12 protein-coding genes are annotated in these 13,546 nt (G+C 70.9%); 2 read left to right on the top strand and 10 right to left on the bottom strand.

Features of this window, described 5'->3' with window-relative positions:
* On the top strand, positions 1–948 hold a 948-nt coding region (locus MOPEL_RS05455; RefSeq protein WP_009481857.1), incomplete at its 5' end, for an SDR family oxidoreductase.
* 450 nt (positions 949–1,398) lie between these two features.
* On the top strand, positions 1,399–1,557 hold the full coding sequence (locus tag MOPEL_RS17590; RefSeq protein ID WP_009481858.1) for a hypothetical protein: 159 nt from the start codon (positions 1,399–1,401) through the stop codon (positions 1,555–1,557).
* 52 nt (positions 1,558–1,609) lie between these two features.
* Here MOPEL_RS17590 and dnaE read toward each other — a convergent pair whose 3' ends face one another.
* From dnaE to MOPEL_RS15770, 10 genes are all read right to left on the bottom strand, one after another.
* Complete coding sequence (gene dnaE, locus MOPEL_RS05460; RefSeq protein ID WP_009481859.1) at positions 1,610–5,203, bottom strand: DNA polymerase III subunit alpha; 3,594 nt, start codon at positions 5,201–5,203, stop codon at positions 1,610–1,612.
* Between the two features lie 83 nt (positions 5,204–5,286).
* Positions 5,287–6,219 carry an RluA family pseudouridine synthase gene (locus MOPEL_RS05465; protein ID WP_009481860.1) on the bottom strand — a complete coding sequence of 311 codons (933 nt, stop codon included), beginning with the start codon at positions 6,217–6,219 and terminating at the stop codon, positions 5,287–5,289.
* Complete coding sequence (gene lspA, locus MOPEL_RS05470; protein ID WP_245544723.1) at positions 6,212–6,805, bottom strand: signal peptidase II; 594 nt, start codon at positions 6,803–6,805, stop codon at positions 6,212–6,214. Before lspA ends, MOPEL_RS05465 begins: the two co-directional genes overlap by 8 nt.
* A 203-nt stretch (positions 6,806–7,008) precedes the next feature.
* Positions 7,009–8,142 carry a DivIVA domain-containing protein gene (locus tag MOPEL_RS15765; protein WP_009481862.1) on the bottom strand — a complete coding sequence of 378 codons (1,134 nt, stop codon included), beginning with the start codon at positions 8,140–8,142 and terminating at the stop codon, positions 7,009–7,011.
* 183 nt (positions 8,143–8,325) lie between these two features.
* The gene (locus MOPEL_RS05480) at positions 8,326–8,625 is read right to left on the bottom strand and encodes a YggT family protein (protein WP_009481863.1); all 300 of its coding nucleotides are present in this window, start codon (positions 8,623–8,625) and stop codon (positions 8,326–8,328) included.
* Positions 8,626–8,642: 17 nt separating this feature from the next.
* Positions 8,643–9,326, bottom strand: coding sequence for a cell division protein SepF (locus tag MOPEL_RS05485; protein ID WP_009481864.1), 684 nt, complete (start codon positions 9,324–9,326; stop codon positions 8,643–8,645).
* 126 nt (positions 9,327–9,452) lie between these two features.
* On the bottom strand, positions 9,453–10,193 hold the full coding sequence (locus tag MOPEL_RS05490; protein WP_009481865.1) for a YggS family pyridoxal phosphate-dependent enzyme: 741 nt from the start codon (positions 10,191–10,193) through the stop codon (positions 9,453–9,455).
* Positions 10,186–10,908, bottom strand: a complete 723-nt coding sequence (pgeF, locus tag MOPEL_RS05495) for a peptidoglycan editing factor PgeF (RefSeq protein ID WP_040633063.1) — start codon at positions 10,906–10,908, stop codon at positions 10,186–10,188. Before pgeF ends, MOPEL_RS05490 begins: the two co-directional genes overlap by 8 nt.
* 103 nt (positions 10,909–11,011) lie before the next feature.
* Positions 11,012–12,460, bottom strand: coding sequence for a cell division protein FtsZ (gene ftsZ, locus MOPEL_RS05500; RefSeq protein WP_009481867.1), 1,449 nt, complete (start codon positions 12,458–12,460; stop codon positions 11,012–11,014).
* A 268-nt stretch (positions 12,461–12,728) separates the two neighbouring features.
* Complete coding sequence (locus tag MOPEL_RS15770; RefSeq protein WP_141631200.1) at positions 12,729–13,505, bottom strand: cell division protein FtsQ/DivIB; 777 nt, start codon at positions 13,503–13,505, stop codon at positions 12,729–12,731.
* Positions 13,506–13,546 lie beyond the last annotated feature (41 nt).

The following is a 13,546-nucleotide window of genomic DNA, read 5'->3' on the forward strand; positions in this document are numbered from 1 at the left end:
GCGCAGACCGACGCGACGATGCGCGCCCTCGGCCGCGAGCGCGCCCGAGAGCTCGGATGGACCGACGTCTACACGATGACGAAGTCGCTCGGCGAGCGCGTCGCCGAAGAGCTGTGGGCCGCCCCCGGACACCGCCTCACGATCCTGCGTCCGACGATCATCGAGAGCGCCCTGCGGCATCCGTTCCCGGGGTGGATCGACGGGTTCAAGGTGGCAGACCCGCTCATCGCGGCGTTCGCCAAGGGGCGGCTCGTCGCGTTCCCGGGATATCCCGAGGCCGTCCTCGACGTCGTCCCCGTCGACCTCGTCGTCGACGCGATCCTCGCGGCGACGCACGTGCCGCACGACGACGCCCTCCCGCGGTACCTCCAGGTGGGGACGAGCGTGAGCAACCCGATGACCCTCGACACGCTGCGGGGCCACGTCGAGGGGTTCCTCCGGGAGCACCCGTGGGTCGACCGGGACGGTGCACCGATCCGCCTGCGTCCGTGGCGGTTCCTCGACCCCGACGCGCTCGAGGCGTGGGCCGGGCGCCGCATCGACGTCGTCGATCGTCTCGGCCGAGCGCTCGACGTCCTTCCCGCCGCGACGCTCCCCCGGGCCCGTCGCCGAGTCGCGACGGCGGCCCGCGGGCTGGGTCTCCTCCGGCAGTACGCGGGGATCTACCAGCCGTACACGTGCAGCCACACCCGCTACGACGACGCCGAGACCCGCACCCTCCTCGCCCGCGCGAACGCCGCCGGGTTCCTCGACGCGCTCGACGCGCGGGAGATCGACTGGGCACACTATGTCCGCGCAGTCCACATGCCGAGCCTCACCCGCACCGCCACCGAGCACCGCGCCCGCCGGGAGGCGCGCCGCGAGGCACCTCGGGGCAGCGAGGGGCAGCGTCCCCACCGCCGCACCGGCCACGCCGCCCGCACCTCGGCCCTCCTCGCGGAGGCCTGAAGGGGCAGCCGCTGCAGGGTCCCGGGCCTTCCCCGGTGATCTCCCAGGCGGGGACGAGGAGGGGCACCTACCGTCGGCTCCGGGACCGGAGGATCCGGCCCGCGAACGGGGGCCCGATGACCGAGACAGCCGAGACAGCCGAGACAGCCGGCGGCGCCCCGGAACACGTCGCACGAGACGCCTCCTCGCCGCAGCTCTGGCCGTCTGCACCGCCGTCCTCGTCACGACCACGGGGGTATGGGCGGTACGCGGCCTGTCACGGGCGATGACGACCGCACGGCTGCAGCATCACTGGGGCTTCCCGCTCGACGGTGGCTCGCTCGTCGCGCATGCCGAGGAGAAGGGTGCGTTCGGCGACGGGGTCGGCGTCACCGTCTACGCCTTCCCCTGGGAGATCCCCCCGGCGCCGACGCGCGCCGTGCCCGCGCGGTCGTCACGGCCGAGGAGGTCGTGGAGCAGGTCCGGAGGTCGATCCCCGACGCCCCCGCCTCCCCGCCGGGCACGTGTCGACTCGTCGTGTCCGACGACCGCGGTCACCTCGTCGTCTGCCTCCACGAGGACGCCCCCGGCGGGCCGAGCCGCGTCGTGCTCTACGAGACCGTCGTCTGAAGGGCATGAGCCCGGAGTGGGCCGCGGCGGAAAGACCCGTCGCGGCCCGCGCTCAGGCGAGGCAGGAGGCGCCGAGGAGGGCCTTGAGGTCACCGAAGAGCGCGGGTGAGGCCGTGACGCGGAGGTTGTCGTCGAGCCTCATGACGACGCTGCGGCCCGGCTGGGTGAGACGCAGGTGCACCTCGGTGGCGCCCGGGTGCTCGTGCAGGACGCTCTTCAGCTTGAGCGCGAGACCGTTCGTCGCCCGCGCCGCCGGCATCGACAGCACCACCGGGCCGCGCGGACCCTCGGAGATGTCGGGCAGCGTGAGCTCCTGGGCGTAGATCGACACCTGGTCCTCACGCCGGTTGATGCGCCCCCGCACCGCGCACACCGTGTCGGTCGAGAGCATCGTGCTCACCGTCATGTACGTGCTCGGGAAGAACAGGCACTCCACCGCACCCTCGAGGTCCTCCACCGTGACGATCGCCCACAGGTCGCCCTTCTTCGTGCGTTTGAGCTGCAGACCCGTGATGAGACCCGCGATCGTCACCGTCGCCCCGTCGGCACGGCCGCCCTCCTCCACCGACGCCGACACCGACGCGATCGACGTGTCGCTGTGCTGGGCGAGGATGTGCTCGATGCCGAACAACGGGTGGTCCGAGACGTAGAGACCGAGCATCTCCCGCTCGTACGTGAGCAGGGTGTGCTTGTCCCACTCCTGCGGCGGGATCGGCGGCAACCCGTCGAGCCCGCCCGTGGCGTCGTCGTCCTCGTCGTCCCCGAAGCCGAACGCCCCGAAGAGGGAGTCCTGCCCGATCGCCTCCTTGCGCTTGATGTCGACGAGGGCGTCGACGTAGCTCTCGTGCACCCGCACGAGACCGGCGCGCGGGTGGCCGAGGGAGTCGAACGCGCCCGCCTTGACGAGCGACTCGATCGTGCGCTTGTTGCACACGACGGCCGGCACCTTGGAGAGGAAGTCGGAGAAGCTCGCGAACTCCCCCTTCTCCTCGCGCGCGGCGACGATCGCGTCCACGACGTTCTGTCCGACGTTGCGGATCGCGGCCATGCCGAACCGGATGTCCTCGCCGACGGCGGCGAACCGGCCGATCGAGGAGTTCACGTCGGGCGGCAGCACCTTGATGCGCATGTGACGGCACTCGTTGAGGTACAGCGCCGACTTGTCCTTGTCGTCGCCGACGCTCGTGAGGAGTGCCGCCATGTACTCGGCCGGGTAGTTCGCCTTGAGGTAGCCCGTCCAGTAGGAGACGAGACCGTAGGCCGCCGTGTGCGCCTTGTTGAACGCGTAGTCGGAGAACGGGACGAGGACGTCCCACAGGGCCTTGACGCTCGCCGAGGAGAACCCGTTGTCGAGCATGCCCCTCTCGAAGTCGACGAACTGGGCGTCGAGGACCTCGCGCTTCTTCTTGCCCATGGCGCGGCGGAGCAGGTCGGCGTTGCCGAGGGTGTACCCGGCAAGCTTCTGCGCGATCTCCATGACCTGCTCCTGGTAGATGACCAGGCCATAGGTCGTGCCGAGGATCGGGTCCAGCGCGTCGATCATCTTCTGCTCGAGCTTGCCCTCGAGCCGCGGGTCGAGCGGGACGATCTCCTGCCGACCGTTCTTGCGGAGCGCGAAGTTCGTGTGCGCGTCGACACCCATCGGACCCGGGCGGTAGAGCGCGAGAGCCGCGGAGATGTCCTCGAAGTTGTCCGGCTGCATGAGCCGCAGCAACGCGCGCATGCCGCCGCCGTCGAGCTGGAACACCCCGAGGGTGTCGCCCCGCTGGAGCAGCTCGTACGTCTTGGGGTCGGTGAGGTCCTTGGACAGGGCGTCGAGGTCGATCTCCTCACCCCGGTTGAGGCGCACGTTGTCGATCGCGTCGTCGAGGATCGTGAGGTTGCGCAGGCCGAGGAAGTCCATCTTGACGAGCCCGAGCGTCTCGCACGTCGGGTAGTCGAACTGCGTGATGACCTGCCCGTCCTGCTCGCGCCGCATGATCGGGATGACGTCGATGAGCGGCTCGCTGCTCATGATGACGCCGGCGGCGTGCACGCCCCACTGACGCTTGAGGCCCTCCAGGCCGAGCGCGGTCTTGACGATCTCCTGCGCCTGCGGGTCCTCGTCGTGCATCGCGCGGAAGTCGACGGCCTCGGCGTACCGCTTGTGCTCCGGGTCGAACACGCCGGAGAGCGGGATGCCCTTGCCCATGACGTCCGGCGGCATCGCCTTCGTGAGCTTCTCGCCCATCGCGAAGGGGAAGCCCATGACGCGGCTCGCGTCCTTGAGGGCCTGCTTGGCCTTGATCGTGCCGTACGTGACGATCTGCGCCACGCGCTCCTCGCCGTACTTCTCCGTGACGTACTTGATGACCTCGCCGCGCCGACGCTCGTCGAAGTCGACGTCGAAGTCGGGCATCGACTTGCGCTCGGGGTTGAGGAACCGCTCGAAGATGAGGCCGTGCGGGATGGGGTCCAGATCGGTGATCTTCATCGCGTACGCGCACATCGACCCCGCACCCGAGCCACGGCCCGGCCCGACACGGATGCCCTGCGACTTGGCCCAGTTGATGAAGTCGGCGACGACGAGGAAGTACCCCGGGTAGCCCTTGCCGATGATGACCTCGGCCTCGTACTCGGCCTGCTTGCGGGCGTAGTCGGGGACACCCTCGGGGAACCGCTGGTGCAGCCCCGTCTCGACCTCCTTGAGGAACCAGCTCGTCTCGTCCTCCCCCGGCGGGCAGGGGAAGCGCGGCATGTAGCGGCCCTCGCCCTCCACGAAGTCGATGTTGCAGCGCTCGGCGATGAGGAGGGTGTTGTCGCAGGCCTCGGGGAGCTCACGCCACAGGTGACGCATCTCCTGGGGGCTCTTGAGGTAGAAGTCGTCGGCGTCGAACTTGAACCGGCCCGGGTCCATGAGCGTCGACCCCGACTGGACGCAGAGCAGCGCGGCGTGCGCCTTCGCGTCCTCCGGGCGCGTGTAGTGAAGGTCGTTCGACGCGACGAGCGGGAGCCGGAGCTCCTTGGCGAGCCGCAGGAGGTCCTTCTGCACGCGGCGCTCGATGTCGAGGCCGTGATCCATGAGCTCGCAATAGAAGTTGTCGACGCCGAAGATGTCGCGGAAGTCGCTCGCCGCCTGCTTGGCCTCGGTGTACTGCCCGAGCCGCAGCCGCGTCTGGATCTCGCCCGACGGACAGCCCGTCGTCGCGATGATGCCCTTGCCGTACGTCTCGAGGAGCTCCCGGTCCATGCGGGGCTTGAAGTAATAGCCCTCCAGCGACGCGAGCGAGCACAACCGGAAAAGGTTGTGCATGCCCGGGGTGTTCTCGGCCCACAACGTCATGTGCGTGTAGGCACCAGAACCGGAGACGTCGTCGCGGCCACCGTCGCCGAACTTCACCCGCGTCTTGTCGGTGCGGTGCGTGCCCGGCGTGAGGTAGCCCTCGATGCCGATGATCGGCTTGACGCCGTGCTTCTGCCCCTTCTTCCAGAACTCGTACGCGCCGAAGATCGACCCGTGGTCGGTCGTCGCGATCGCCGGCATGCCCATGCGGGCGGACTCGGCGAAGAGGTCGTCGATGCGGGCCGCACCGTCGAGCATCGAGTACTCGGTGTGGCAGTGGAGGTGGACGAAGTTTTCACCGGGGGCCGGGCTGTTCTCACTCATCGTCCCCGCATCCTACGACCGGACGCCGACAGCCCTTCGCCCCTCCGCACCTCTCCCTCGGGGGCGGGACGCGGCGGGCGTCCTCAGCCCTCCGCGACGACGTCGAGGGCGTGGGCGAGGTCGTCCGGGTAGGTGCTCTCGAACGTCACGTACTCCCCCGTACCGGGGTGGACGAGGCCGAGCGCCATCGCGTGGAGCCACTGCCGTGCCAACCCGAGGCGCTTCGCGAGGACGGGGTCGCCGCCGTACAGCGGGTCGCCGACGCACGGATGCTTGAGCGCGGCCATGTGCACGCGGATCTGGTGGGTGCGCCCCGTCTCGAGCTTGACCTCGAGCAGGCTCGCGTGCCGGAACGCCTCGATCGCCTCGTAGTGCGTGATGCTGGGCTTGCCGCCCCGCATGACGGCGAACTTGAACTCGTGGCCAGGGTGCCGCCCGATGGGCGCGTCGATCGTGCCGACGACCGGGTCGGGCAGCCCCTGCACGAGGGCGTGGTAGGTCTTGTCGACCTCCCGGTTGCGGAACGCGCGCTTGAGCATCATGTACGCGTACTCGCTCTTCGCGACGACCATGAGGCCGCTCGTGCCGACGTCGAGGCGGCTCACGATGCCCTGACGCTCGCTCGCGCCGGAGGTCGAGATGCGGTACCCCGCCGCCGCGAGCCCCCCGACGACGGTCGGCCCCGTCCACCCGACGCTCGGGTGGGCCGCGACCCCGACGGGCTTGTCGACGACGACGATGTCGTCGTCGTCGTGCACGATCGCCATGCCCGGCACGGGCTCCGCGACCACCTCCGGCCCGGGGGGAAGGTTCGGGTCGGGCAGCGTGACCTCGAGGACCGCCCCCGGCACGAGTCGGTCGGACTTGCCCACCGTACGTCCGTCGAGGAGCACGTCCCCGGCGGCGGCGAGGTCCGCCGCCTTGGTGCGGGACACCCCGAACAGCCGCGCGAGGGCGGCGTCGACCCGCTCGCCCGCGAGACCGTCGGGCACCGGCATCGTGCGCACGTCAGCCACGGTGGTCGCCCTCCTCCGTCGTCGTGTCGGCGGCACGGCCGCCGAACGGGATGTCCTTGATCGCCGCGAGCACGATGCACACCGCCGCGGTCGTGATGAACGAGTCCGCGACGTTGAACACCGGGAAGTCCGGCAGCATGAGGAAGTCGACGACGTGACCGTGCGCGAAGCCCGGGGGCCGGAACAGACGGTCGGTGAGGTTGCCGAGCGCGCCGCCGAGGAGGAACCCGGCCGACATCGCCCACCACCGCGACCCCACCCGCGTCGACGCGACGAGCAGCCCGATCCCGACCGCGGCCATGATCACCGTGATGACGGGCGTGAACGCCGTCCCCATCGAGAACGCCGCCCCCGGGTTGAACACGAGGGTGAACTGCAACAACCGCCCCAGGAACGGTTCGGCCTCCCCCGGGGTGAACCGCCCGAGGGCCCACTGCTTGGTCGCCTGGTCGAGCGCCCACACGGCCGCGGCGAGGACGAGCATCGTCGCCGTGAGCCTCGGCCGCGACAACACGCGGGACCCGGCGGCGGGGGTGGTGGAGGTGGGGGTGGGGGAAATCGGCGACGCTCCGTCTCGTGCGGTCACGCCACGCTCGGCGTGGCCCGGGGTGAGGTGCAGGCGGGGCCACGACGGACGCCCACGCTGCCACCCCCCACGGTAGCCGCACCCGGCGGCACGTTCGCGCACGCCTCGACGACGCTCCCCACGACGCGAGATGGGGGCGGGCCCGCGGCCCACCCCCACCTCGTCCGGCGTCCCCGTTCACACGGGCGACGCACCGGCGTCGCTCAGCCGTGGTGTGCCACGGACTCCCCGTGCTCCTCGTGCTCCTCGTGCTCCTCGACGGGGGCGTCGCCGCCGTCGAAGGACTCCGCCCGGTCGGCGTCATACGGCTCGTCCACGGATGCGTCGGGCATCGGCCCGGGCTTGACCTCGCCGTCGCCGACGAGGCTGTGCAGGTGCGACTCGATGAGCGACGTGAGCGCGGAGCGGTACCGCTCCTCGTACGTCGAGAGCTCGCCGATCTTCGCGTCGTAGGCGCCACGGCGACGCTCGAGCTCGCCGAGGACCTGCTCGCGACGCGTCTCCGCCTCCCCGACGAGCTCCTCGGCCGTCGAGCGCGCCTCGGTGACGAGACGGTCGTGCTCGGCCTGACCCGTGCGCAGCAGCTCGTCGTGCTGCGACTGCGCCGTCTCGACCAGCTCGGTGTGGCGCGCCTCGCCGGTGGAGACGAGTTCGTCGTGCCGCGCCTGTCCCTTGCTCACGAGTTCGTCGTGACGGGCCTGACCGGACTCGACGAGCTCCGTGTGACGCGCCTGCCCCTCGGCGACGAGCTCGTCACGGCGGGACGTGCCCTCCGACACGAGACGGTCGTGCTCCTGGCGCCCCTGGTCGACGTACTCGTCGTGCACCTTCTGCGCGAGGGCGATGACCCCGGCGGCGTCCGCGGGTGCGGAGACCGACGACGAGGAGACGCCGGCAACGGGGGCGACGGGGGCGTCCGAGGACTCCGGTGAGTCGGCCGACTCGGCCGACTCGGCCGACTCCTCGATCTCACGGGCCCGGACACGGGCGGCCTCGATGCGCTCCTGCGACTCCCGCTCGGCCCGCTCGGCCTGCTCGACGGCGGCGGCGATGCGCTCACGCGCCTCGATCTCGGCACGCGCCGCACGCTCCTGGGCCTCCGCGAGGGCGGCCTCGGTGACGGCGACGTCCTCGACCGCCGCAGCGCCCGCGGATCCCCCCTGGGCGCCGGCGGCGACGGACGCGTGACGCCGGAGATCCGCGTTCTCGCCGGCGAGGCGGCGCAGCTCGACGACGACCTCGTCGAGGAAGTCGTCGACCTCCTGCTCGTCGTATCCGCGCCTGAACTGCGTCGCCGTGAAGTGCTTGTTCAGGACGTCCTCAGGAGTGAGAGCCATGTCGAACCCTTTTGTCGCGCCGTCATATCCGTCATCAGAGTAACCCCAAGAACGGTGATCGGCCGACCCGTCATCCACAGGAACGCCGCAGGTGAGAGGCCCTTTCTATGATTCGATCGTCCAGGTCGGACGCCTGTCGTCCATGAATTCGGACGTTCGTCATGGCGACATTCTCGCCGCTTTTCAGGCGGCCGTGACGGCCATTTGCGCGAACACGTTGCCAAGAATCGAGACTGCGAGGAAGAGAAGGATGAAACCCACGTCGAGCGCGACGGTGCCGAGACGCAGCGGCGGGATGAGCCGACGCAGCGCGTTGAGCGGCGGGTCCGTGAGCCCGTAGATGAGGTTGGCGAACACGAGGACGACACCCCGCGGACGCCAGTCACGGGCGAACACCTGGATCCAGTCGAGCACCATCCGGATGATGAGCACGATGAGGTAGAGGTTGAGCAGGGCGGAGACGAGCGAGAACAACAGCTGCATGGACCGAGTATGTCCTGTCAGCTCTGGTTGAACACGCTGCGACGAGCGCGAGAGCCCTCGCCCTCCCCCGTCGTGACCTCGAGATTCACCGGGGACAGCAGGAACACCTTGTTCGTCACCCGTTCGATCGCACCCTGGAGACCGAACACGAGACCCGCGGCGAAGTCGACGAGACGCTTGGCGTCCGCGTCGTCGAGATCTGAGAGGTTCATGATGATCGGGGTGCCCTCGCGGAACGTCTCACCGATCTTCTTGGCCTCGTTGTACGTCCGCGGGTGGATCGTGCAGATCCGGTGCACACCCGTCACGTCCACGTCCTTCACGACCTCACTCACGGGGGTACGGCGCGGAAACGGAGTGACTTCCGCGGTGCGGCGCTCCTCGACGGGAGCGAGGGCGACGCTCGACCCGCGGCGTTCGCGGGCGACGGGGACCACGCTACCCGCATCCTCACCCTCGCCCTCGCGGACGAGGGGCCGACGTTCCTGGGGCAACACCTCACGGACGGGCTCGCGGGACTCGACGCGCTCCGACCGCTCGGCACGCACGGGCTCGGCGTCGACGCGGTCGTCGTCGCGCTCGTCCTCGTGACGGCGCATGTGGACCTCCCGGTCCTCGTACTCGTCCTCGTAGCGCACGTCGCGGTCGTCCTCGTCGGCCAGACCGAGGTAGACCCAGGCCTTGCGCAGTGCTCCCGCCATCAGTGTGCTCCCACCTGCCGTGTGTCGTGCTCGTCGTGGATCGTCGACCTCACCCTCGGCCGTCCCCGCACGATACGACGACGTGGGTGTCCGGGACGACCACGGGGCGAAGTCCTCGGACCCACGTTATCGGGCTCGTGGTCGGGCACCCAGGATTGCCGACCCGACACGCACGTGGGTCGCCCCGTGCACCAGCGCCGCCTCGAGGTCGCCGCTCATGCCCGCCGACCGCCACGTCGCCTCCGGATGGTCCCGCAGTAGACGCTCGTGGAGATCCGCGAGACGGGCGAACGCCGCGTCGGGGTCGCCACCGAGAGGCGCCACGGCCATGACGCCGCGCAGGTCGAGGACGTCACTGCCCGCGACCCGTTCGGCGAGGGCGGGCAACGCGTCGGGGAGGACCCCGCCGCGACCCTCGTCGTCTCCCGCGAGGTCGACCTGGAGGAGGACGTCGAGACGACGCTCCGCCGCCCGCGCACCCTTCTCGAGCGCGGTGACGATCTTCACCCGGTCCACGGACTGAACGACATCGGCGTACCGGGCGACGGATGCGGCCTTGTTGCTCTGGAGCTGCCCGATGAAGTGGACCCGCGCCGGACGGTGCCCGGTCTCCTCGAGCTCGGCGACCTTGGCCGCGGCCTCCTGGTCGCGGTTCTCGCCGATGTCGGTGATGCCCAGGTCGACGAGCGCCGCGGCGTCGGCGGCGGGGAAGAACTTCGTCACGACGACGAGCGTCGGCTCGGCGCCGGTGACGGCGATACGCTCGCGAGTCCGTTCGAGGGCCTCGGCGAGCTCGGCGCGACGGCGTGTGCGTTCCGCGTCGCCCTCCGCGAGCGGCGCGGTCCCGTCCTGCGGCGCGTCAGCCATCGATGCCCTCCCTCGTCGTGACGACGCCGGCGAAGCGCCCCGTGCGGGACGCCCGGCGGTAGCTGTAGAAACGTGGATCCTCCCGCGTGCACCCCGGCACCCACGTGAGGGGGACGTCGAGGGCGTGGAGTCGGGCGACGACCCCGGCGGCGACGTCGAGCGCGGCCGTGCCGGTCCAGGAGACCGTGGCCGCCACGGGATGACGTGCCGCGACCTCGTCGCGCATCTCGGCCGGCACCTCGTAGCAGCGACCACAGACGCTCGGACCGACGGCGGCGCGCAGGGCGTGTGCCCCGAGGTCGCGGGCGGCCTCGACGGCGGCGTCGACGACACCGGCGTCGAGGCCGGGACGACCGGCGTGGACGGCACCGACGACGCCGGCCTCCGGGTCGGCGAGGAGGATCGGGGTGCAGTCGGCGACGAGGACGGCGAGAGCGAGGCCGGGCCGGTCGGTGACGATCGCGTCGACCTCCGGCGGGTCGCCCTCCCACGGGCCACGAACGACCGCGACGTCGGACCCGTGCACCTGCGCCATGAAGAGCAGGTGCTCCCGGTCGACGCCCACGGCACGCGCGAGACGGGTGCGGTTCTCCTCGACCGCCGCCGGGTCGTCACCGACGTGACCGCCGAGGTTGAGCCCGGCGAAGTCGCCGGTGGAGACCCCACCGTCGTCGGCGCGGGTGAACCCCCAGTCGGCGACACGCGTCGGCTGCATGTCCCCACCGTGCCCGGACATGCGCGTGGCGTGCGCCGTGGGCTCCCCCGTCTCGGGGAGAGGTCCCACCTGCGCACGCCACGCGAACACGAGGAGCCGGGTCTTACTTGAGGAAGTCGGGCACGTCGAGGTCGTCGCCCTCGTCGAACGTCACCGTGCGCGGCGGGCGACCCGGCTGCTGCGGCATCTGTGTCGGCGGCTGCTGCTGGTGCTGCGGCTGCTGGTGCTGGTGCTGCGGCTGCTGCGGACGCTGGGGCTGGACCGGCTGCTGCTGCGGCATCTGCTGACGCGGCGGGGCCTGACGCTGCGACATCGGGTCGAGCGACGGCTGCACACCGGCCGGCTGGACCTGCTGCGGCATCGGGCGACGCTCCTGCGCCTGCTCCTGCTGCTGGTGGGGCACCTGGCCCTGACGCGGCATCACCGGCTGCGACATGCCGCCCTGCTGGGGCATGCCACCATGCGGGTGCTGCTGCGGCATCGGCGACTGCTGCGAGGCCGCCTGACCCATGCCCGGCATCGAGGTCGGACGCCCCTGCGGCATCTGCGGCGGACGCTGCTGCTGACCGGCCTGGCGGGGGTTCTCGTCGGTGCGACGCTGCGGGCTGCCACCGTCGAACCCGGCCGCGATGACCGTGACGCGGACCTCGTCGCCGAGGGCGTCGTCGATGACGGCACCGAAGATGATGTTGGCCTCGGGATGCGCCGCCTCCTGGACGAGACGCGCGGCCTCGTTGATCTCGAAGAGACCGAGGTCGCTGCCACCCTGGATCGACAGGAGCACGCCGTGCGCACCGTCGATGCTCGCCTCGAGGAGCGGGGAGCTGATCGCGAGCTCGGCCGCCTGCACCGCGCGGTCCTCGCCGCGGGCCGAGCCGATGCCCATGAGCGCGGACCCCGCGCCCTGCATGACGGACTTGACGTCGGCGAAGTCGAGGTTGATGAGACCCGGCGTCGTGATGAGGTCGGTGATGCCCTGGACACCCGAGAGGAGCACCTGGTCGGCGCTGCGGAAGGCGTCGAGCATGGAGACCGCGCGGTCGCTGATCGACAGGAGTCGGTCGTTGGGGATGACGATGAGGGTGTCGACCTCTTCGCGCAGCGCACCGATGCCGGACTCGGCCTGGTTGGCGCGGCGACGACCCTCGAACGTGAAGGGGCGGGTGACGACACCGATCGTCAGGGCGCCGAGACCCTTGGCGATCTTGGCGACGACGGGCGCGCCACCGGTACCGGTGCCACCACCCTCACCGGCGGTGACGAAGACCATGTCGGCGCCCTTGAGGGCCTCCTCGATCTCCTCCGCGTGGTCCTCGGCGGCCTTCTTGCCGACCTCGGGGTCGGCGCCGGCGCCGAGACCACGGGTGAGCTCACGGCCCACGTCGAGCTTGAGGTCGGCGTCGCTCATGAGGAGCGCCTGGGCGTCGGTGTTGATCGCGATGAACTCGACGCCCTTGAGGCCGACCTCGATCATCCGATTGATGGCGTTGACACCGCCCCCGCCGATGCCGACGACCTTGATGACGGCCAAGTAGTTCTGCGGTGCTGCCACGACGGGGGCCTCTCCTGAAGACGATCTTTCGGTCGAGCGGGTCGAGCACGCCCGTACGGACGGGCGTATCGGCCCCACGATATGAGGTCGGACCGCAGGCACACCCCCACCCGCCGATTTCCGGCGAGTCGCAGCGGGATCGCTGCTGTCCGCACTCATCGTAATGGACGTTCGACCGCCCACCCTGCCATCTCGACCCGACTTTCCCAACCCTTGACCTCTGATTGACGTCGAGCGGTGCCGAGGGCCGCCGGTCGTTCGCCGCGGCTCAGGAACGGGTCGGCGACGGCGTCGGCGAGGACGTCGAGGAAGGACTCGAGGGTCGGGAGGCGTCGCCGCCCGCCCGGGACGTCTCCCGGGCCGCGCCCGAGGTCGGGGGCGACGAGCGCCGCGTCGCCGAGGTCACCGGCTCCATCGGGACGGACACGTCGACTCGGGCGACCCCGGCCCGGCCGACGAGGTCACGGACGACGGCGGCCTTGAGCGCGCTGTCCTCGGCGGTCCCCCAGTCGATCTCGACACGAGAGAGGGACGCGGTGAGCCTCCCCCGGTCGTCGACGTTCAGGTCGCGGACCTGGGACAGGAGCCCGGGGTCGAGGGCGCCGACGAAGGCGACGAGCGTGCGCAGCGCCCCCGGATCCTCGGGTGCGTCGGCGCGGGCCGTGAGGACACCGTCGGGCACCTCGGCGACGGAGTCGTAGGCCACGCCCTCGGCGTCGACGAGGCGGAACGTCGGGGCCTCCCGCTCCTGCAGGGCGACGACGGGCGTGCGCGGGGTGGCCTCGACGACGAGGGTGGACGGCCACGAGCGGCTCACGTCGGCGGCACGGAAGACGGGATTCGCGAGCACCGCGTCATGGACCGCCCGGGTATCGACCTCGACTAGAGGTCGACCCTTCTCGACGGGTGCCGAGGCGGCCAACGCCGACGCCCGGTCGGGCGTCGTGCGGTAGTCGACCTCCGAGACCCGGAAGAAGGGTGCGAGCCACAGGACCGCCGCGAGGAGCCCGGGGACGGCGACGACGAGGGCGACGATCCCCAGCACGCGGGCCGGGATCCGGGGCACCCACAGGCGCGGGGTGGGAC

This window comes from Mobilicoccus pelagius NBRC 104925, from assembly GCF_000247995.1.
GTDB lineage: Bacteria > Actinomycetota > Actinomycetes > Actinomycetales > Dermatophilaceae > Mobilicoccus > Mobilicoccus pelagius.

Coding starts and splice junctions, on each gene's coding strand:
- dnaE (WP_009481859.1), bottom strand. CDS start 5,203: ATGAGTGAGAACAGCCCGGCCCCCGGTGAAAACTTCGTCCACCTCCAC.
- MOPEL_RS15765 (WP_009481862.1), bottom strand. CDS start 8,142: ATGGCTCTCACTCCTGAGGACGTCCTGAACAAGCACTTCACGGCGACG.
- MOPEL_RS05480 (WP_009481863.1), bottom strand. CDS start 8,625: ATGCAGCTGTTGTTCTCGCTCGTCTCCGCCCTGCTCAACCTCTACCTC.
- MOPEL_RS05485 (WP_009481864.1), bottom strand. CDS start 9,326: ATGGCGGGAGCACTGCGCAAGGCCTGGGTCTACCTCGGTCTGGCCGAC.
- MOPEL_RS05490 (WP_009481865.1), bottom strand. CDS start 10,193: ATGGCTGACGCGCCGCAGGACGGGACCGCGCCGCTCGCGGAGGGCGAC.
- pgeF (WP_040633063.1), bottom strand. CDS start 10,908: ATGCAGCCGACGCGTGTCGCCGACTGGGGGTTCACCCGCGCCGACGAC.